14 protein-coding genes are annotated in these 18,298 nt (G+C 54.2%); 8 read left to right on the forward strand and 6 right to left on the reverse strand.

Annotated features, from left to right (window positions below; translation table 11 throughout):
* The first annotated feature begins 331 nt into the window (after nt 1–331).
* The gene (locus tag ACZA91_RS02405) at nt 332–2,473 is read left to right on the forward strand and encodes an ATP-binding protein (protein WP_463184509.1); all 2,142 of its coding nucleotides are present in this window, start codon (nt 332–334) and stop codon (nt 2,471–2,473) included.
* Between the two features lie 88 nt (nt 2,474–2,561).
* Here the strand turns inward: ACZA91_RS02405 and ACZA91_RS02410 are convergent, their stop codons facing one another.
* Nucleotides 2,562–3,815, reverse strand: coding sequence for an MFS transporter (locus ACZA91_RS02410; protein ID WP_347278283.1), 1,254 nt, complete (start codon nt 3,813–3,815; stop codon nt 2,562–2,564).
* Between the two features lie 263 nt (nt 3,816–4,078).
* Nucleotides 4,079–5,074 carry a glycosyltransferase gene (locus tag ACZA91_RS02415; protein ID WP_099533019.1) on the reverse strand — a complete coding sequence of 332 codons (996 nt, stop codon included), beginning with the start codon at nt 5,072–5,074 and terminating at the stop codon, nt 4,079–4,081.
* Nucleotides 5,075–5,318: 244 nt separating this feature from the next.
* On the opposite strand from ACZA91_RS02415, the gene rpsB reads away from it, so the two are divergent.
* The gene (rpsB, locus tag ACZA91_RS02420; RefSeq protein ID WP_099533040.1) at nt 5,319–6,086 is read left to right on the forward strand and encodes a 30S ribosomal protein S2; all 768 of its coding nucleotides are present in this window, start codon (nt 5,319–5,321) and stop codon (nt 6,084–6,086) included.
* A gap of 81 nt (nt 6,087–6,167) precedes the next feature.
* Here rpsB and ACZA91_RS02425 read toward each other — a convergent pair whose 3' ends face one another.
* On the reverse strand, nt 6,168–6,293 hold the full coding sequence (locus tag ACZA91_RS02425; RefSeq protein ID WP_255512343.1) for a hypothetical protein: 126 nt from the start codon (nt 6,291–6,293) through the stop codon (nt 6,168–6,170).
* Between the two features lie 228 nt (nt 6,294–6,521).
* On the opposite strand from ACZA91_RS02425, the gene tsf reads away from it, so the two are divergent.
* The 6 genes from tsf to ACZA91_RS02455 all read left to right on the forward strand — a co-directional run bounded on the left by tsf (nt 6,522) and on the right by ACZA91_RS02455 (nt 13,686).
* Nucleotides 6,522–7,181 carry a translation elongation factor Ts gene (tsf, locus tag ACZA91_RS02430; RefSeq protein ID WP_099533020.1) on the forward strand — a complete coding sequence of 220 codons (660 nt, stop codon included), beginning with the start codon at nt 6,522–6,524 and terminating at the stop codon, nt 7,179–7,181.
* A 422-nt stretch (nt 7,182–7,603) separates the two neighbouring features.
* Nucleotides 7,604–8,755: a hypothetical protein gene (locus tag ACZA91_RS02435; protein WP_190531520.1), complete on the forward strand. Its 1,152-nt coding sequence runs from the start codon at nt 7,604–7,606 to the stop codon at nt 8,753–8,755.
* 183 nt (nt 8,756–8,938) lie between these two features.
* Nucleotides 8,939–9,877, forward strand: coding sequence for a UDP-glucuronic acid decarboxylase family protein (locus tag ACZA91_RS02440; protein ID WP_099533023.1), 939 nt, complete (start codon nt 8,939–8,941; stop codon nt 9,875–9,877).
* A 206-nt stretch (nt 9,878–10,083) separates the two neighbouring features.
* Complete coding sequence (locus ACZA91_RS02445) at nt 10,084–11,439, forward strand: UDP-glucose dehydrogenase family protein (RefSeq protein ID WP_099533024.1); 1,356 nt, start codon at nt 10,084–10,086, stop codon at nt 11,437–11,439.
* Nucleotides 11,440–11,621: 182 nt separating this feature from the next.
* Nucleotides 11,622–11,789 (forward strand): hypothetical protein, encoded by a 168-nt coding sequence (locus ACZA91_RS02450; protein ID WP_463184511.1) that lies wholly within the window; start codon nt 11,622–11,624, stop codon nt 11,787–11,789.
* Entirely contained in the window at nt 11,782–13,686 is a 1,905-nt protein-coding gene (locus tag ACZA91_RS02455) for a cation:proton antiporter (RefSeq protein WP_463184513.1), read from the forward strand. Before ACZA91_RS02450 ends, ACZA91_RS02455 begins: the two co-directional genes overlap by 8 nt.
* A 178-nt stretch (nt 13,687–13,864) precedes the next feature.
* On the opposite strand, the gene ACZA91_RS02460 is transcribed toward ACZA91_RS02455, so the two are convergent.
* From ACZA91_RS02460 to ACZA91_RS02470, 3 genes are all read right to left on the reverse strand, one after another.
* Nucleotides 13,865–14,296, reverse strand: a complete 432-nt coding sequence (locus ACZA91_RS02460) for a hypothetical protein (RefSeq protein WP_463184514.1) — start codon at nt 14,294–14,296, stop codon at nt 13,865–13,867.
* On the reverse strand, nt 14,289–17,660 hold the full coding sequence (locus ACZA91_RS02465) for a HEAT repeat domain-containing protein (protein ID WP_463184515.1): 3,372 nt from the start codon (nt 17,658–17,660) through the stop codon (nt 14,289–14,291). The genes ACZA91_RS02460 and ACZA91_RS02465 overlap by 8 nt, the downstream gene beginning before the upstream one ends.
* 164 nt (nt 17,661–17,824) lie before the next feature.
* Nucleotides 17,825–18,199, reverse strand: coding sequence for a hypothetical protein (locus ACZA91_RS02470; RefSeq protein ID WP_099533030.1), 375 nt, complete (start codon nt 18,197–18,199; stop codon nt 17,825–17,827).
* Nucleotides 18,200–18,298 lie beyond the last annotated feature (99 nt).

The following is an 18,298-nucleotide window of genomic DNA, read 5'->3' on the forward strand; positions in this document are numbered from 1 at the left end:
AAAGACTCACAGCGATCGTGATGGATGGAGATTAGCATCATTTCTCAATGCATCTTTGATCTGTTTTGATCGGTTTAAAGGTGCTGAAAAGATACCGTTGGGTTCATTTTCTTTGATTTCGATTTCGACTTGATCCGATTGCGACTCAATTTCTTACTTAATTTTTTTAGACTCCCATCATTGGCATTGACCAGTGAGACTTGATTGTTTTAACAACAATCTGCGCAATGCTTCCATTTCTTCTCAGCTCTAAACCATGCATGATATCGCGCAAAGCCCTGCTATCCATACACTCCTCAGCAAGATGCCAGGGGTTGCTTATCAGCTCCTAATGGATCGTGATGGCCGATTGTCATTTCTATTTATTAGTGAAAGCTGCCATCGACTATTTGGTCTTTCGGCAGAGGCAATCATGGCCGATAGTCACTGTTTGTTGTCGCGCATTCATAGCCGCGATCGCCGGGCTTTTCACCGATCGCTCCAAGCAGCCGCCCGCAATCGATCATCCTGGTTTTGGCAAGGGCGATTTGATGGTCATCAACATCAAGAATGTTGGGTTTATGCCACCTCAGAACCGGAGCTATTGGCGGATGGTTCGATTTTGTGGCATGGCACTTTGATGGAGGTGAATTCCTTCAAGCAAGCAGAATCTCGCCTCAAGCGATCGCGCAAAACCGTACACAAGGATCGGATGCGCTATCGCTACGCCCTGGATAGCACCAGCGAGGCGGTGGCGTTGGTTGATACGGAGGGGCAACCGATTTATCACAACGGGGCTTTTGCGCGGTTGTTCCAGGTGGATGAGCTATCGACGCTGGTGGCGGCGGGGGGCATGGCGAGTCTTTACGCCCAACCGCAAACTTGGCAGGCGATCTATGACTTGGCGCGATCGGATCGCTCTTGGGTGGGCGAGGTGACCATGAAAAGCACCCGTGGGCAAATGCTGACGATTTTTTTGCGAGTCAGCCCCATCCATGATGCAGATGGTTCCTACATGGGTTGTGTCAGTTTGTTTTCGGATGTGACCCTGAAGCGGCAGGCGGATCAAGAGCGCCGTCAACTGGCTGCGCTGGTGGAAAACAGCCCGAATCTCATTGGCATCACCAGCCTGGATGGCGAAGTTTTATATATGAACGGGGCGGGCTTGGCCCTGGTGGGGTTACCTAATTTATTGGCAGCTCAAAATCACCAGCTCATGGACTTTTTCGCGGTGGAAGATCGCCCGATCGCGGCTGGACTCATTCACCCGATCGCCCTCCGGGATGGCACTTGGAGCGGGGCTTTTCGGCTGTGGAATTTGCAAGCCCAAAGTTATATTCCCGTTGATTACACCATTTTCGTCATTCGCCATCCCCAAACGAATGATCCCCTCTGTTTAGGGGTTATTGCGCGGGATGCGAGCGATCGGGAAGCGGTGGAAGTGGCCTTGCGGGAATCGGAAATGCGGTTGCGGCAACAGGCCAAAGATCTAGAAGAAACCATTAGCGAATTGCGCCACACGCAGGCTCAACTGATCCAACAGGAGAAGATGTCGAGCTTGGGCCAATTGGTGGCGGGTGTGGCCCATGAAATCAATAACCCCGTGAACTTTATCTATGGCAATTTGGATCATGCCAAACGATATGCCATTGATTTGCTCGATTTGATTTTGCTTTGTCGGGAATATTTTGACTTTGAAGCAATTCAGCCGATCGCTGAGCATCTAGAAGACATTGATTTTGAATATCTCAGTCAGGACTTACCTAAACTATTTACTTCCATGAAAATGGGAGCCGATCGGATTAAAGCCATTATTAAATCCCTGCGTACTTTCTCGCGAATGGATGAGTCAGAACTGAAGGAAGTGAATCTGCACGATGATTTGGAAAGTACTCTGACCATTTTGAATCATCGATTGCGGGGCAGCGATAAACATCCCCCCACGCAGGTGATTCGCAACTATGGGCATCTGAATTTGGTGGAATGCCACCCGGGCCAACTCAATCAGGTGTTTATTAATATCTTGGCCAATTCTTTGGATGCGTTAGAAGATCGCTATCAGGTTGAGGGAAGGAATTTTCAGCCGCAAATTGTGATTTCCACTCGCCCAATTTTGGATAACCATTGGGTACAAATTTCCATTTCGGACAATGGAGCGGGGATACCCGAATCCATCCGAGCGCAACTATTTGACCCGTTTTTCACCACAAAAGCAGTCGGCCGGGGAACGGGGCTGGGATTATCCATTAGCTATCAGGTGGTGACGGAGCGACATCATGGCCGCTTGCTGTGCGAGTCCCAGGAGGGATTAGGCAGCACTTTCACGATCGAGATTCCCACCCGCCAATCGAGCTACCCCAGCCGGGGCCCGGAACGGCGCTCCACGGCGATCGCCCATCGATCGCCCCAAAACGGTTCCGCCACTTCTTCCACTCCACCGATCGCGGCTTCGCCTTCGGTGCTCAGCACCCGCCCAGAGTCCTCGTCGGATTGAGTTCTGGGCTGGGTGCTGATGGGGTGAGGGTTGATTCAGAGGCCGGGTTAGGCCAGGAATCCAGGGGTTAGATCACGGCAATTGGAATCTAGTGGGATTCCGAAGGGCTGAGGGCATAGACATCCGGCGATCGCCCAAAGGCGAACCGGATCGATCGACCCACGGACTTGCTCGACAGGGTGATAAACATCATCAACGCCACCAAAGCCAACCCAGAGGCGATCGCGAACAACACCCGATAGCCCAAGGCATCGGACACGGCCCCCAAACCGGGCCCGGCGATCGCAATGCCCAAATCAAACCCCAGCAACACCAGGGAAAAACTGCGGCCGCGCTCGTGGGCAGGAACCCGATCGGACACCAGGGCCACAATCGAGGGAATCAGCAACCCAGCCCCCAGCCCTTCGAGCAAGGCGGCCACGATGAATCCCGCCACGGATTCCGCCTGGGCTAACAAGCCCATGGACACCACATAACAAACCAAGCTGAGGGTGATGAACGCACCGCGGCCCAGGCGATCGGACTGTTTGCCCGCTAAAAATCGGGCGCTGAAGCTGGCCACGGCGGCGGCAGTGTAGAACAGGCCGGGAATCAGGGCCACGCGGCTCTCCACAATCAGGAGCGGCACAAAGGTGCTGAGCGTACCAAACACCAGCCCGATCGTCAGCATCACCAGGGCTGGAGTCCGCAGAGCGGGCGTGGCCAGCTTGGCCCAAAAACGCTCTGAACTGTCGGATGAGCTGGCGGCAGGATCCTCCGCCGGGGGAGCTGTTTCTTGAATAAAGCTCATCCCGATCGTGGCGGCCGTCCCAAAGCTGGCGGCCACAATGAAGGTGGGCCAAAAGCCATAGGCCGTTTGCAAATAGCTGCCCAGGGCCGGGCCGATCGCCACGCCCACCGGCTGAGTTAGGGTCATGTAGCCAATTAGCTCCCCCTTTCGCTCCGGGGGAGACAAGTCCACCACCAAAGCGCTGTAGCCGGTGGTGAAGGCGGCAATGCTCAGGCCATGAAAAATGCGCACCAACATCAGGAGGGGAACGGAGGTGACCAAGCCATAGCCGATCGGGGCGATCGCCGCCACCACGGTTCCCAGCAGCAACACCCGCCGCCGGCCTTGGAGATCGGCCAACTGGCCCAACTGCGGGCGCGACAACAGCAGCCCGATCGCGAAGGCTCCCATCACAAGCCCCACTTGGCTATCGTTGCCGCCCGTTTGACGCACATATAAGGACAGCACCGGCAGTTGCGAGGCCATGCTGCACCAAAACAGGAAGGCCGCCCCCGCTAAAAACAACAAATTCCGCCGACTGTGGGCCGGCAGCGATCGAAACAGCGATAACACGGCAACTTCAGGTGCTTACACGCTGGCGATAGGACTGATCATTGTAGCGAATGTGACAAAAATGCAATGAAGCGCCGCTTGGCCCCAGGCCGCGATCGCCCCTTGGCAAAGTCTTTTGATGTCAACGTCTTTATCAACGTCTTTTCACAGCTTCCCCGCAAACCGATCAGCCTGCGAATCCGGTGTCGCTCAACCGCCGCAAAGCCATTACTCAAACCATGACTGCGGATTAGCTGCTGCTGATCAACTTGATTAACCGTTGACTAGCCCACTTCTTCCCGAATTCGATAAATCGGCCGGCCCTGGGATTCGTGGTAGGTGCGCATGGTCAACTCCGACAACAGACCAAAGCAGAAGAATTGAAAGCCCGCCAGCAACAAGACGGTGGCAATGGTCAACAGGGGGCGATCACCAATGGCCTGGGCCAAAAAGACTTTGATCGCAATCAAATAGATGAACAGGACTCCCCCGATCGCAATTAGCCCCAACCCTAGGGGGCCAAACACATGCATCGGCCGGGTCAGAAATTTTTTCATGAACCAAATGGTCAGCAGATCCATCACGACCCGGATCGTGCGGCCCAGGCCATATTTACTTTGGCCAAACTGGCGGGCATGGTGACGCACGGGAATTTCTGTGATTCTGGCCCCTTCCATGAAGGCCAAGGCGGGCAAAAATCGGTGTAATTCGCCGTAAAGGTTCATATCGGCCAGCAATTCAGCGCGGTAGGCCTTGAGCGAGCAGCCATAGTCCCGCACACGCACACCCGTGACCCGGCGGATGATGGCGTTGGCAATCCGCGAGGGCAACAGTCGGGTCATGGCCGCATCTTGGCGCTTGACCCGCCAACCGGTCACCAGGTCATAGCCCTCGTTGAGCTTCTCCAGCAGGGCCGGGATGTCTTGGGGGTCGTTTTGCAAATCCGCATCCAGGGTCACGATCGTGTGGCCCAGGGAGCGATCGAACCCCGCAGCCATGGCCGCCGTTTGACCATAATTACGTCGCAAAATCACCGATCGCAGGTTGGGGCGCTCGATCGCCGCCTGCTTCAGCCAATCGCCGGAGCCGTCCCGCGATCCATCATCCACACAAACAATCTCGTAGCGATCGCCCGTTGGTTCCATCGCCGCCGTAATGGCATCCAGCAGATGGGGCAGGCTTTCAATTTCATTGTGGATGGGCACAACGATCGAGATGTCGGGGCGATCATCCAAGGGCAACTCAGACCCAGGAATCGATCGAGCCGGAGAAGAGATCATGGGGGCATCCTTAGGGAATCGGCCTTGCGCCTCAGCGGACGCTTGCAAAAGAATATCGCGATCGCACCCCCCGTGATACCCTAGTCAAGCTCTCTAAAACGCACATCCAGCGTTTCGGGTGTTTTGTCGGTTGCCAAAGAGCCGAAGCCAAGGTCGCAAACCCTGAGCTAGTCAGCCTTTCGCCTTCTGCAAAATCGCTCGCTGGATGGAGGATAAACCCGAATATCAGGAGAAATCGCCAACCATGGCAGTCGTATCCCTTACCCAAATGCTCGATGCTGGTGTTCACTTTGGACACCAGGCTAGCCGCTGGAACCCCAAGATGTCGCCCTACATCTTCGCGGCTCGCAACGGCGTGCATATCATTGACCTGGTGCAAACCGCCCAGTGCATGGAATATGCCTATCAATTTCTGCGCGAAGCCTCCGAGCAAGGCAAGCGCGTGCTGTTTGTGGGCACTAAGCGCCAAGCTGCTGGCATCGTGGCCCAAGAGGCTAGCCGTTGCGGCAGTTTCTATGTGAACCAGCGTTGGTTGGGCGGGATGCTCACCAACTGGACCACGATCAAGAGCCGGGCCGATCGGCTGAAGGAACTGGAGCGCCGCGAAGAAACCGGCGGTCTTGACCTGCTGCCCAAGAAGGAAGCTTCGGTGCTGCGCCGCGAAATGGCCAAGCTGCAAAAGTACCTGAACGGCATTAAGCACATGCGCAAGCTGCCCGACATCGTGGTCATGGTTGACCAACGTCGGGAATACAACGCGGTGCAAGAGTGCGTGAAGCTGGGGATCCCGATCGTGGCGCTGCTGGACACCAACTGCGATCCCGATACGGTAGATGTGCCCATTCCCGCCAACGACGACGCAATTCGATCGATCAAGCTGATCATCGGCAAGCTGGCCGACGCGATCTATGAAGGTCGCCACGGTCAATTGGATAGCGAAGACGAAGCCTTCGACGAAGAGTACGACTACGACGCAGAAGAGTACGAAGAAGAAGAAAGCACCGAAGCCTAAGGTCTGTCTTCAAGACTTGTCCTCGGATCGGCAAAATTCTGATTCTTCCGCTGCGAGATCCGAAGAAGTCAGGCGTTGAAATCACTGCTTGAGCCACTGTCTGGATCGATCGGCCAGGTCGCAAGGGTCGGCGCTGGTCGATCGAGCCGGATCAAACACCGCCAGATTTTGGCTCACCAGGCCTTGGCTCACCAGGCCTTGGCTCACCAAGCTTTGGCTCAATTAACTGTCCTAATTTCCGTCGCTTCTTCGGTTCATTCGTCTCGGTTCAGCTCAGCACATTTTCAGCTCAGTTCATTAAGTTGATGTCGATCGGGCGAGCCGGGTTAGGGCAAGCTTAACCCCGTCCTGACTCGTCAGGTTTTACAATCAACGGCAAATAACTGCTGCACAGTTCACGACAACGCTTGCAAACGCTTAGGTAACGAGGGCCCCATGGCAGAGATTTCGGCAAAGCTGGTTAAAGACCTGCGCGAACGTACCGGCGCGGGCATGATGGACTGCAAAAAAGCCCTGGCAGAAAACAACGGCGACATCGAAAAGGCCACCGAATGGCTGCGCCAAAAGGGCATCGCCTCCGCTGGCAAGAAAGCGGGCCGCGTTGCCGCTGAAGGGCTGGTTGATGCATACATCCACACCGGCGGTCGGATCGGCGTGCTGGTGGAAGTGAACTGCGAAACGGACTTTGTGGCTAAGCGCGATGAATTCCGGGAGCTAGTGCGCAACATTGCCATGCAAATTGCCGCTTGCCCGAATGTGGAGTTCATTTCGACTTCGGAAATTTCTGAGGCAGTGGTGGCCCGCGAAAAGGCGATCGAAATGGGTCGCGAAGACCTGGCCGGCAAGCCCGAGCAACTGAAAGAAAAGATTGTTGATGGTCGGATTAAGAAGCGTCTGGAAGAGCTGTGCTTGCTGCCTCAGCCGTTCATCCGCGACCAAAGCAAGACCGTGGAAGAACTGATCAAGGAATCGATCGCGAAGATTGGGGAAAACATCCAAGTTCGTCGTTTCCAGCGCTTTGTGTTGGGTGAAGGCATCGAGAAGCGAGAAAGCAACTTCGCTGAGGAAGTGGCCGCCCAAACCGGCAACAAATAGGACGGCTGGGGCTGGATGGCCCATCCGATTTGTGGGGAAGGCGGTTTTGTCCGGCTTGTCGCCCCAACGGCTGAATTAAACCCGAAGGCATGGCCCGATCGATCGCGCAACCGTCCGAACGATCTGTGGCTGTGCCTTTGGTGCTGTTGGGGCGATCGTTCCTAATTTTGGTCTGGTTCAGCCTGGTTTACTGTTCAGCCTGGTTTACTGTTCAGCCTAATTTGAAAGATTGGATTTGTTTGAGCTTGTGCAAATTGCAGCAAATTGCCGCAGATTGAGTTTATGTAGCCTGAATTTGCGCGGTGAAATTTGCGCAGTGGGATTTGCATAAAAATTTGTGCGTAAGAATTTGTGCGTAAGAATTTGTGCGTAAGAATTTGCACGAATTTGAACTGGTGCAGAGAGAAGAGGCGAAACCACCCGTGACCGACCCGATTCATCGACTGGAGCAAGAATTGGCGGAGCTGAGCGATCGGTCTCGATCGCTAGCGGAGTCCTTATACGAGGCGGATTTGAGCTATCTGCGCACCTTGGGAGCCGCCGCTGGTCAGCAGTTGATTTTGGCCAGCTACCGCATCTGTACCCATAAGTATCCTGAGCGGTTTTTGGCCCTGCCTTTCATGGAGCGCCAAAACCTACAGCAGGCCCTGCGACAGTTGGCCCGCGACCTGTCTGAACAGTTGGCACAAAACCTGGCCTTACCCATTCCCAAGCCCGAGCGAAAACAGCGGATTGTGAAGGTGGAGGCGATCGATCGACCCAAATCCAGCGGTCGCCGTTCGGCCAACGGGGCAGACAACGAAGACAACGAGGGCCCCAGCACCGCTGAAATGGCGGCGGCTCTGGCGGCGGCCTTTAACTCGTTGGTCAATATTGAGTCGATCGAGCTGGAGGGGGATGATGCGGACGACGCTGAAGATCCTGAAGATGCTGACGACGAAACGAGCGATCGCCCCCGAAACGCGAACTCATCCAACGCAAACTCATCCTCAGGGCGCGATGACGACGATCTAGCAGCCGACCCAGAGGAAGCAGCCGACTCAGAACCGGAGTCAGATCCCGAACCCCGGCCCCCAGCGATCGACCTGGATGCTGGAATGCCCGAGGTGTTGGCAACGCTGGCAACCCACCCCAGCCGCGTGCTGCAATGGCATCGATCGCGCGAAAAGCTCACCAACAACACCCTTCGGGCCCAATCCCATCAGGCCAACGAACTATTGCGCTCGGCCGGCATTTTGCCCCGCAAACTCCCGCCTGCCATGCTGGACATTGCCGCAAAGGGAGACTTCGACGACTTCACCGGCAACTCGCCTAACCTGATTGAGCTGATCATGCAAGGCGAAGGCGATGACGATTCCGACAACGACAACGACGGAGCCACCCGCCTGGTGGCCGTGCATTTGCGCCTCTCGGAAATTCACTTTAGCAACCCCGACCTGAAGCCCCAGCGGGCCGCGATTCAACAGGTGCTGGAGCAGCTTGATCAACTCCGCACCCGCTACGAGAAGGTGCAACATCGCCAGGCGATCGCCTCCGCCGAATCCGCCTGGCGTAGTGCTTGGTTTGAAGACTAGGAAGGACTCGAGTTCATCAGCCAGCTAAAGATTTGCCACAGGGATCAGCGCCCACCAACCCGATCGCGCCTTGATCGCACCTCGATCGCGCCCGATTCCTTGAAAATCCATCACCACACACCCAACGCCTCATCCCAGGTGCTAGGTTATTGGGGATTTCAAACCCCCTAGCGCAACGTTGCCATGAGAATCCTCGTCACCGGAGGCGCGGGCTTCATCGGTTCGCACTTGATCGATCGGCTAATGAACGCCGGTCATGAGGTCATTTGCCTCGACAATTTCTACACCGGCCACAAGCGCAACATCGTTCATTGGCTGGGCCACCCGAACTTTGAACTCGTCCGCCACGATATTACCGAAGCTATTCGGCTGGAAGTGGATCAGGTTTATCACCTGGCCTGTCCTGCCTCTCCGGTGCACTACCAATACAATCCCGTCAAAACCGTTAAAACCAACGCGATCGGGACCATGAACATGCTGGGCTTGGCCAAACGGGTCAAAGCCCGGTTCCTGCTGGCCTCCACCTCCGAAGTCTACGGCGATCCAGAAGTCCATCCCCAAAGCGAAGACTATCGGGGCAACGTCAACCCGATCGGGATCCGCAGTTGCTACGACGAAGGCAAACGGATTGCCGAAACCCTCACCTTTGACTATCACCGCCAAAACGGCGTAGACATCCGCGTGGTGCGTATTTTCAACACCTACGGAACTCGGATGTTGGAAAACGATGGGCGCGTGGTCAGCAACTTCATTGTGCAAGCCCTGCGTGGCCAGCCCCTGACCATTTATGGAGACGGCTCCCAAACCCGCAGTTTCTGTTACGTGTCGGATTTGGTGGATGGGTTGATTCGGATGATGAACAATCCCGACCACACTGGCCCCGTTAACCTCGGCAACCCCGGGGAATACACCATTTTGGAGCTGGCCAAAGCCGTCCAAGCCCAGGTGGGTTCCGGCGTGGAAATTGACTATAAACCCCTGCCCCAGGACGATCCGCGCCGCCGCCGTCCCGACATTACCCGCGCCAAGCTGTGGCTGGGTTGGGAGCCAACCGTGCCCCTCGAAGAAGGATTGCAAAAGACGATCGAGGACTTCCGCCAACGGATTACCGCTGAAGCCTAAGGGGCAAGTTGGAACAGGCAGCGTCTCAAAACCATCCAGGAACCATCCGGGCCAGAAACCATCCGGGCGGTCGCAATCAACCGGACTGATGCCAGGCTCTAGGGAATACGGATCTCAGTTTGTCTGCACCCTTTGGCCCCAATAGAGCTGAATGGTTGCCGATCGCCCCAACTTGTAAGGACTCCACTTGTACAGAAGGTGAATTTATGCGTGTTTGTGTAATTGGAACGGGCTACGTGGGCTTGGTAACCGGAGTTTGCTTGGCGCGCACGGGCCACCATGTCACCTGCGTAGACAACAACGAGGAAAAGGTGAAGCTGATGAAGTCGGGGCAATCCCCGATTTATGAGCCGGGTCTGTCGGAACTGATGCAGGCGGCCATGACGGAGGGGACGATCGAGTTCACCAGCGACCTGGCTTCCGGGGTTGATCAAAGCGACATCCTCTTCATTGCCGTGGGCACGCCGCCCCTCCCCACGGGGGAAAGTGACACGCGCTATGTGGAAGCGGTGGCCCGGGGCATTGGCACTAGCCTGAAGAGTGGCAGCAACTATAAGGTAATTGTGAATAAGTCCACGGTGCCGATCGGCTCGGGGGACTGGGTGCGCACCATCGTGCTCGATTCCTTTAAGGAAAATTCGCCGGGCCAACCGGAGCCGGCCTTTGCGGTGGTCAGCAATCCAGAATTTTTGCGGGAAGGTTCGGCCATTTACGACACCTTCAACCCCGATCGGATCGTGCTGGGCAGCAATGACCCCAAGGCCCTGGGGATGATGAGCGAGTTGTATGACCCGATCGTCCGGCGCGACTTCGCAGAAAACCAAGCTCTGCCTCCGGTGCCGATCGTCACAACGGATTTGGCCTCGGCGGAAATGGTGAAATATGCAGCCAATGCATTCTTGGCCACCAAGATTAGCTTCATCAACGAAGTGGCTAATATCTGCGATCGGGTGGGGGCCGATGTGACCCAAGTGGCCAAGGGCATTGGCTTAGATTCGCGGATTGGCCCCAAGTTCTTGAATGCGGGGATTGGCTGGGGTGGTTCCTGTTTCCCGAAGGATGTGTCCGCCCTGGTGCATACGGCCAGTGACTATGGTTACGATGCGGAACTGCTGAAGGCGGCGGTGAACGTGAACCAACGGCAACGGGCGATCGCGATCGAGAAGTTGCAACAGACCCTCAAGATCCTGAAGGGCAAGACGATCGGCCTGTTGGGCCTCACCTTCAAGCCCGACACGGACGACATGCGCGATGCACCGTCCCTGATTTTGATTGAACAACTTAGCCGCCTGGGCGCGAAGGTGAAGGCCTACGACCCGATCGTTTCCCAAACCGGAATGCGCCACGGCCTCTCCAACGTCTATGTGGAAACCGATCCCGAACTGCTGGCGGATGGTTGCGATGCGCTGGTGATTGTCACGGAATGGGAACAATTCCGCACCCTAGATTACGCCAAGATGGCCAAAGCCATGCACAATCCCACGGTGGTTGATGGTCGAAACTTCCTCGATCGGGCGGCTTTGGAGGCCGCAGGTTTCCACTACGTGGGCATTGGCCGATAAAGATCACCTTCAGGGGCCCCGGGGGCCCCTGCGATATACTGGCCCACAAGCGGTTTTGGCCGTCCCCGCCTTGGGAGGCTCTCGATTGCTCCCAATCCAGCTCCCTAGTTTTGTCCAAAACACCCTCAACACAAGCATGAGGGGGAGAGCAGGCGAGGTTTTTTACTGAGTTCTTGCGCCCGATGGCGCTGTTGCTGTTGCCCTTCAATTCACAGCATTACCGGTTCGCGGGGCACCTCGCGGGGCAGCTCGCGGGATATGGCATCCTCGGCAAACGTCAGGGAATTGTGACCCAAGACAGCCGCGATCCCCATCCTCGGGGCGATCGCGCGGGAGGCAACTGTGGCTGAGATTGCCCAAACCCTCATCCTGGCCGTTTTGGTGGGCATCGGGGCCCAAATTGTGGCGGCCTGGTTGCGACTGCCCGGCATCGTTTGCCTGCTGGTGTTTGGAATTAGCCTGGGGCGCAGCGGCCTCGGGGCGATCGACCCGCAACAGTTGGGGCCAGCCCTGGAGGCGATCGTTTCCTTGGCAGTGGCCCTCATTTTGTTTGAAGGGGGTCTGGGCCTGGAGTTGCGCGATGTGGGCAAAGTCTCCGGCAGCCTGCGCAATCTGGTGACGATCGGGACGTTGGTTTCCTTTGCGGGCGGCGGCATGGCGGCCCACTGGTTAGCGGAGTTCCCTTGGCCGATTGCCCTGCTCTACTCCTCCCTGGTGGTGGTGACCGGGCCCACGGTCATCGGCCCCCTGCTGAAAAATATTCAAGTTGATCGGCAGGTTTCAGCCCTTCTCGAAAGCGAAGGCGTATTAATTGACCCGATCGGGGCGATCCTGGCCGTTGTTGTTCTGAACATCATCATCGACGGCGGGGGCGACCCCAGCGCCATCCTGGCCAGCATGTTATGGCGCTTGGGATCCGGCAGTTTGATCGGTGGGTTGGGCGGCTGGGCGATCGCCGCCTTCCTGCGGCGGGCCCCCTTCCTTTCCGATGACCTTCGGAATTTAACCGTTTTGGCCGGAGCCTGGGGCCTGTATAGCCTGTCGCAACAAACCGCCAGCGAATCCGGCCTGATGGCAGTGGTTATTGCAGGCATTGTTCTCCGGGCCGCTGAGCTGCCCGAAGCCCGCACCCTGCGCCGATTCAAAGGGCAACTGACCCTGCTGGCCATCTCCGTCCTGTTCGTACTGCTGGCCGCAGATCTCTCCCTGGCCAGCGTTTTCACCCTTGGTTGGGGTGGCTTGGCCGCCGTTCTGGTGTTGATGTTGGTGGTGCGCCCGCTGAACGTGTGGCTTTGCACCGCCGGTAGCGACTTTAATTGGCGACAAAAACTATTTGCCGGTTGGGTGGCTCCCAAGGGAATTGTTTCCGCGTCCGTGGCCTCCCTGTTCTCGATTTTGTTGACCCAAGGGGGCATTACCGGCGGCGAGTCCATCAAAGCCTTGGTGTTTTTGACGATCGCCACCACGGTCACCGCCCAAGGCCTGACGGCGGGCTGGGTAGCCGATTGGTTGCGGTTAACCTCCACGGAACGGCGCGGCATCGCGATCGCCGGGGCCACGCCTGTTGGATTGCTAGTAGCGCGGCTGTTTGCCGATCGCGGAGAAGCGGTGGCGATCGTGGAAACCGACCCGGAAGCCTGCAAGCAAGCCGAAAACGCCGGATTTCGCGTGTTTTCCAGCAGCGCCCTCGACACGGCCGTTTTGGAAGCGGCCGGTTTGGAGTCCGTGGGAACATTCCTCGCGGCCACCAGCAATGGGGAAGTGAATGCGGTTTTGGCCCAACGCGCCGCCGAAGAATTTGCCCCGCCTCGGGTCTTGGCCGCCGTTCCCACCGAAGAGAACAGCAACGGCAACGGCCAAGCCAAACGCAGCAGCAAGGTGCAACCCGCCTTTGCCACCCAACGCAGCCTCAAGGAATGGAATCAATTGGTGAGCGATCGAGCGGTCAAACTCGGAGAAACGATCATGCGATCGACCAATTTAGACTTGCAACATGCCCATCTCACGGCCCTGATTCGCACCGGAGAATTAATTCCCTTGCTAATTGCTCGGGACGATCGGCTGATGGTGGTTTCTGCCCACGACCCATGGTTAGCGGGCGATCGGCTCATCTATTTACTCCATGATCCCAAGCCGAAGCTCCTGCAAAGTTTGGCCGGATCTCGCAAGCCCGAATTCACGATCGAGCGGCTGCCTTCTGTGGAGGAGTTGCCCCTTGCCAGTGAAGCAATCCAAGAAGCCATTTAACTGGATTTATAATGTCGTCGCCGAGGTTGGTGGCGATTTGATTCAGGCGGGGTGCTTGCCAAAAGATAGTGAGCAGTTCCGTTTCAGGTTCGTAAAACACTTTTATTTGGGCCATCGTTTTTCCCCGTTTTGATGGCATTGATTTGATCGGCCGTTATCAGTTGGAGGGAAATGGTCTCTAGGCTCCTTGGTCGGGGGGTTCGCTGAGTTTGTCGATGTAGGTGATGACGGCTTTCACAATTAGGCTGTTTTCCGCATAGTGTTTTGCAACTTCAATTCCGGTAGCCTTGGCTGCTTGGAAGTGGCGCTCTGGGTTGAGGATTTGTTTTTCGAGGATGCCCATTTGGGAGCGGATTTTTTGCCAGCGGGTGGGTTCTTGGGTTTGTACTTGGTCGAGGGCAGTGGTGACGATTTGATCGGCTTCTTGTTCAGTTTTTAGGTTGGGATTGGCAGCTTCGAGGCTGGCAATGAATTGTTGGAGATCAGCAGTTTCTTGACCAAAGGTATTTTTAGTGCCAACTTGATCGCCACAAACCGTCATATCTCCTTCAACAATAGTCGGATTGCCATTAATGACATATTTGGCGTTATATTCAGGTTTTTCAGTCATTTTTTCTCATGAGCTTTTTAATGAGTAACTTTATTTTAGCGATCTTTTGCTTTGTCGTTTCACCAGTGAAAAAATATTCAAAGGCAGTTTTTGTTTCTACATGATCACCATAAACATTCATATTTCCTTCAATAATTGTTGAACTACCAGTAATGATATATGTATTACCACCTCCGTGTTCTTTTGACTGAGCTGGAGTAGATCTGGCTGCCTGCCAAAGTTCATCGTTATAAAACTGGCAGCGACTTTGTATTGGGAGAATTGAATTTTCTAATAGCTCAAGATCTGATGTTTGACGGTATAAGCTCCACAAGTTGCTCAAGAGATGTGATTCACCAATTATTCCTATCGATTTTGCCGCCTTACTGCGAACATTCTCACTGGGGTGATTGAGATTTTTTAATAACCATTGAGCAGACACATCACCACCGATCTTTTCTACGGTTTTCAAAATTGCGTGACGCACAGAATCATCGTCTGAGCCATCAAACAATCGAATCAGGCCTTGAATTGCTTTTTCTCCTTTGGCCATCTCTAATATCTCTAAGACAGGAATAATTTCATAGAAATTTGGGTTGTCGATATCAGCAACCAGCTTCTCTATGGATTTTTCGCATCCAATTTTTGCCAGTGCTAATGTCGATGAATTTCGCACTCTTACATCTGAGTCTTCAAGACCTTGTGCCAAGTCATTGTAAGAGCTTCTTTGACCAACTCTTCCTAATGCAGCTATGATAGCGCAGCGCACATCGATATCAGGGTCATTGATTTTTTTTGATAAAGCTTCTAGGACTTTATCGCCTCCAATAGAACTCAAAATATATATTGCGCTCTCTCGAATATTACCATTGGAATTTTCCAAGATAGAGATTGTTCTATCGACAGTATCGCTTCCACCAATTTTTATCAACGATAGCTTCGCTTTATTACGGACAGAGTAATCCCTGTCGCCAAGTGCCTTAAGCAAGCTGTCGATAACATGTGGATGATCAAATCTATAGAGACTAAAAGCTACACTCTCTCGTATCTGATTATTTGAGTGTTCAAGAGCATTAACTAACGCCGTCATAGTTCCCTGTCCGCCAAGTTTACTTAGCGCTTCTACTATCGACCATAATTCATTTTTGTTTACAGAAGTTATGTAATTTTTCACCAATTCATTAAAAGCTAACAATAAGCTATTGATAGATTGTTTTGACCCAAAATTACCCAGCACCTCTGCTGCACTGCTACGAACATTTTCACTTGGATCTTGAAGAGCATTCTGTAGATAGCTTAGGCATTGCTCAGAGCCAATATTTCCCAACGCACATATCACCATACTGCGTACATTGTTGTCTGTATCTTGCAAAGTAATTAACAAGTCTTCGACAGCTTCTTTGTGCCTAAATTTTCCCAAATTCCAAGCTGCGCATTTACGTATTTCAGCGATCGGATTGTGAAGAGCAGTTTTCAGATAATTCAAAGAATTTTCATCTCCAATTTCTCCCAAGGACTCCATGATAATAGAGTAGATTTCATCATCTACCTTCTGACCAAGAAGGAACAGATTTTCAAGGTATCTACACAATCCTTCTGAAGCTGCTTTGCCGCCAACTTTTCCCAGTGACCTTATCACCGTATCGCGTACTTCATCATCTGAGCCAGTTAGAGCCTTAAGTAGTTCTTCTACAGCTTCTTGACCTCTGATATTTCCTAATGAAAAGGCCGCCATTTCACGAATTTTTGAACTTGAGTCTTTGAGAGCAGATACTATATGAACTATACATTTCTCATTGCCAAGTCTTCCCAGTTGATAAACTGAAAGCCAACGTAAACGTGCATCGCATCTCGGATCAACAAGCAAAGGTAGAAATACCATCATTGCTGCTTCCGATTTACTGGCCACTAGGCATTCCCATTTGAGTAGCATAGGCAATTCTTTCTGATCAATCCAACTAACCGCTGTGGCTTGAAACTCTGGCTTGACCTCCCCTGCTAACCGCGCCCCCAACATCAAATCCACCTCATCCATCGCCAGCCGCACCACCCGCAAAGCCTGCGCTTCCTCCTCCACCAGCGCCAACATCAACGCCACTGGCTCAGTCCATTTCAAATAGTTCAAATAATCCTGCTTCAGTACTTCATTGTCTAATTGCGGCAAGCAACGCAACAAATATTCCGCCGCATAATATTCCTGAATCAGTTGGTGGCGAAACTCCAAATGCTGCTCAAAATTAGGCTGAATTACCGGCTGAATTAGGTGATATTTCACCAAATCTTGCAGCCAGCGCACCGCACAACCACGCGGATCAGCCCAACCCGCCTTCTGCAAATAGGTGGTTAAGCAATCTTCAGCCGCTTCTTGGGAAATCGATAACCGCAATTCCGTGGGCGTTTTGCCCTGCATCATTTCAAAGGCCAAATGCCGCAACAACTTGGGCCACTGATCCCGCGAATCCGTCGGCACATCCGCTTGCAAATCTTGGTCATGGAGTTGGGCAAACTCCCGAAACGCCAACCCCAAGTTGCTGGGAACTTGTCCACTTTCGGCAAAGACCCGACAAAGCATCCACAACAACAGCGGCGTTTCCGCAAATTTCCGCAACCGATCGCCCTGAAGCTGCTGAAACAAGCGATCGCCCTCAGTCCCCAAATAGCCCCGCACAAACTCCCGCATTTGCGGTTCCGTCAGGGGCAACATTTTCAGGGTTTTCTGAATCCCCAAAACACTACCCACCGCCAGATCTCGCGTGGAAACAATCATAGGCGTGGTTGCCCGATAGCGATCGCGAAAATTCGCCGCCGCTGGTCTGAAGGTTTCCGGCAACTCGTTCAGCCCATCCAACAACAACAGGAACCGGCCTTGGCGCAGGCAATCCTCCACCTGGGCAAGATCCAAGGCCACCCGATGCTGTTGCAAAAAATCGCGAATCAGGGCTTCCAAACTATCGGTGCAGCGCCGCAACTTCACCAGCACCGGAATCCGAGCACTCGAGTCTTGTTGCGCCCGTTCCGCTTCTTCCCACAGCAACCGTTCCAGCGACGTGGACTTGCCCGATCCCGGCTTGCCAATCAAAACCACATGATCGGCCGCATAGTGGCGCAACCCCGCCAACACGTCCCACTGCTCAACTTTTTCCCGCTCTTCGTCCTTTGGTTGGCTAGGATCGCCCGCTTCTGGCTCAGGTTTGATCGTTTCCGCCCGCAACTTCAACCGCGAGGGAAACCGACCCACGGGCGATCGTCCCGGCTGCGGTTTCACTACTAGCCGCCGATCCTCCACCGTCGTTGGCGTGTAGCAGGCTTGCCAGTCCTGATAGTCATCGCTGGTCAGGATGGCAGCCAAATAGGGTTGAAAATCAATGGGCAGTGGCGGAGTCATCCGGTTTCTTCAGCAATCCCACTCACTAATCTAGCCAACCCTCAGCCCAGCGCAATAGCCAACCGATCGCCCTAAAAATATTGAGCCTTGGGACAACCATGGCGGTAACCATCATCCCAAGGCCAACAGCAAACAGCCGCTAGAATCGCTCGATCGAGTCGTGACTATTCGGAATATTCGTAAGTGCCGCCATCACAGACAGAGACGCTGGATTGAATCAAAGCTCCCCGACCCACACCATTCCCGGGGCCGAGCACGCCTTTGAAATCGTAGAGACAATCCTCGCGGCCGTCATCGATCGTGATCTCAATGGACTCGCCCGGATTGAGCACATCAGTTCCCAGAATGTCTGATTCCCAATCGTTGGTGCTGGGGGGAGATGCATAGAATTCTTCGAGCACCCGACTGGTGGAATTCGTCAGAGTGAAGGTCACTGACTGATATTCAGCAGCAGCGGGTTGTGCGCCCAGGGCCGAACCCACGAGGGCCACAGCTAGCCCTGCCAAGGAGGAGTGCCAAAAAAAGCGATTTTTCGCCATAGAACGTCTGAAGAAGAAGTGGATTGCAATTCAAGGGATTGCTGGGCCCCGTGATGGTAGCCGCAACCCTATCCATTGCGTCCATTAAGGTAGCCTACT

This window comes from Limnothrix sp. CMB-01, assembly GCF_055193175.1.

Coding starts and splice junctions, on each gene's coding strand:
- ACZA91_RS02405 (WP_463184509.1), top strand. CDS start 332: ATGGATCGTGATGGCCGATTGTCATTTCTATTTATTAGTGAAAGCTGC.
- ACZA91_RS02415 (WP_099533019.1), bottom strand. CDS start 5,074: ATGATCTCTTCTCCGGCTCGATCGATTCCTGGGTCTGAGTTGCCCTTG.
- rpsB (WP_099533040.1), top strand. CDS start 5,319: ATGGCAGTCGTATCCCTTACCCAAATGCTCGATGCTGGTGTTCACTTT.
- tsf (WP_099533020.1), top strand. CDS start 6,522: ATGGCAGAGATTTCGGCAAAGCTGGTTAAAGACCTGCGCGAACGTACC.
- ACZA91_RS02440 (WP_099533023.1), top strand. CDS start 8,939: ATGAGAATCCTCGTCACCGGAGGCGCGGGCTTCATCGGTTCGCACTTG.
- ACZA91_RS02445 (WP_099533024.1), top strand. CDS start 10,084: ATGCGTGTTTGTGTAATTGGAACGGGCTACGTGGGCTTGGTAACCGGA.
- ACZA91_RS02450 (WP_463184511.1), top strand. CDS start 11,622: ATGGCGCTGTTGCTGTTGCCCTTCAATTCACAGCATTACCGGTTCGCG.
- ACZA91_RS02460 (WP_463184514.1), bottom strand. CDS start 14,296: ATGACTGAAAAACCTGAATATAACGCCAAATATGTCATTAATGGCAAT.
- ACZA91_RS02465 (WP_463184515.1), bottom strand. CDS start 17,660: ATGACTCCGCCACTGCCCATTGATTTTCAACCCTATTTGGCTGCCATC.
- ACZA91_RS02470 (WP_099533030.1), bottom strand. CDS start 18,199: ATGGCGAAAAATCGCTTTTTTTGGCACTCCTCCTTGGCAGGGCTAGCT.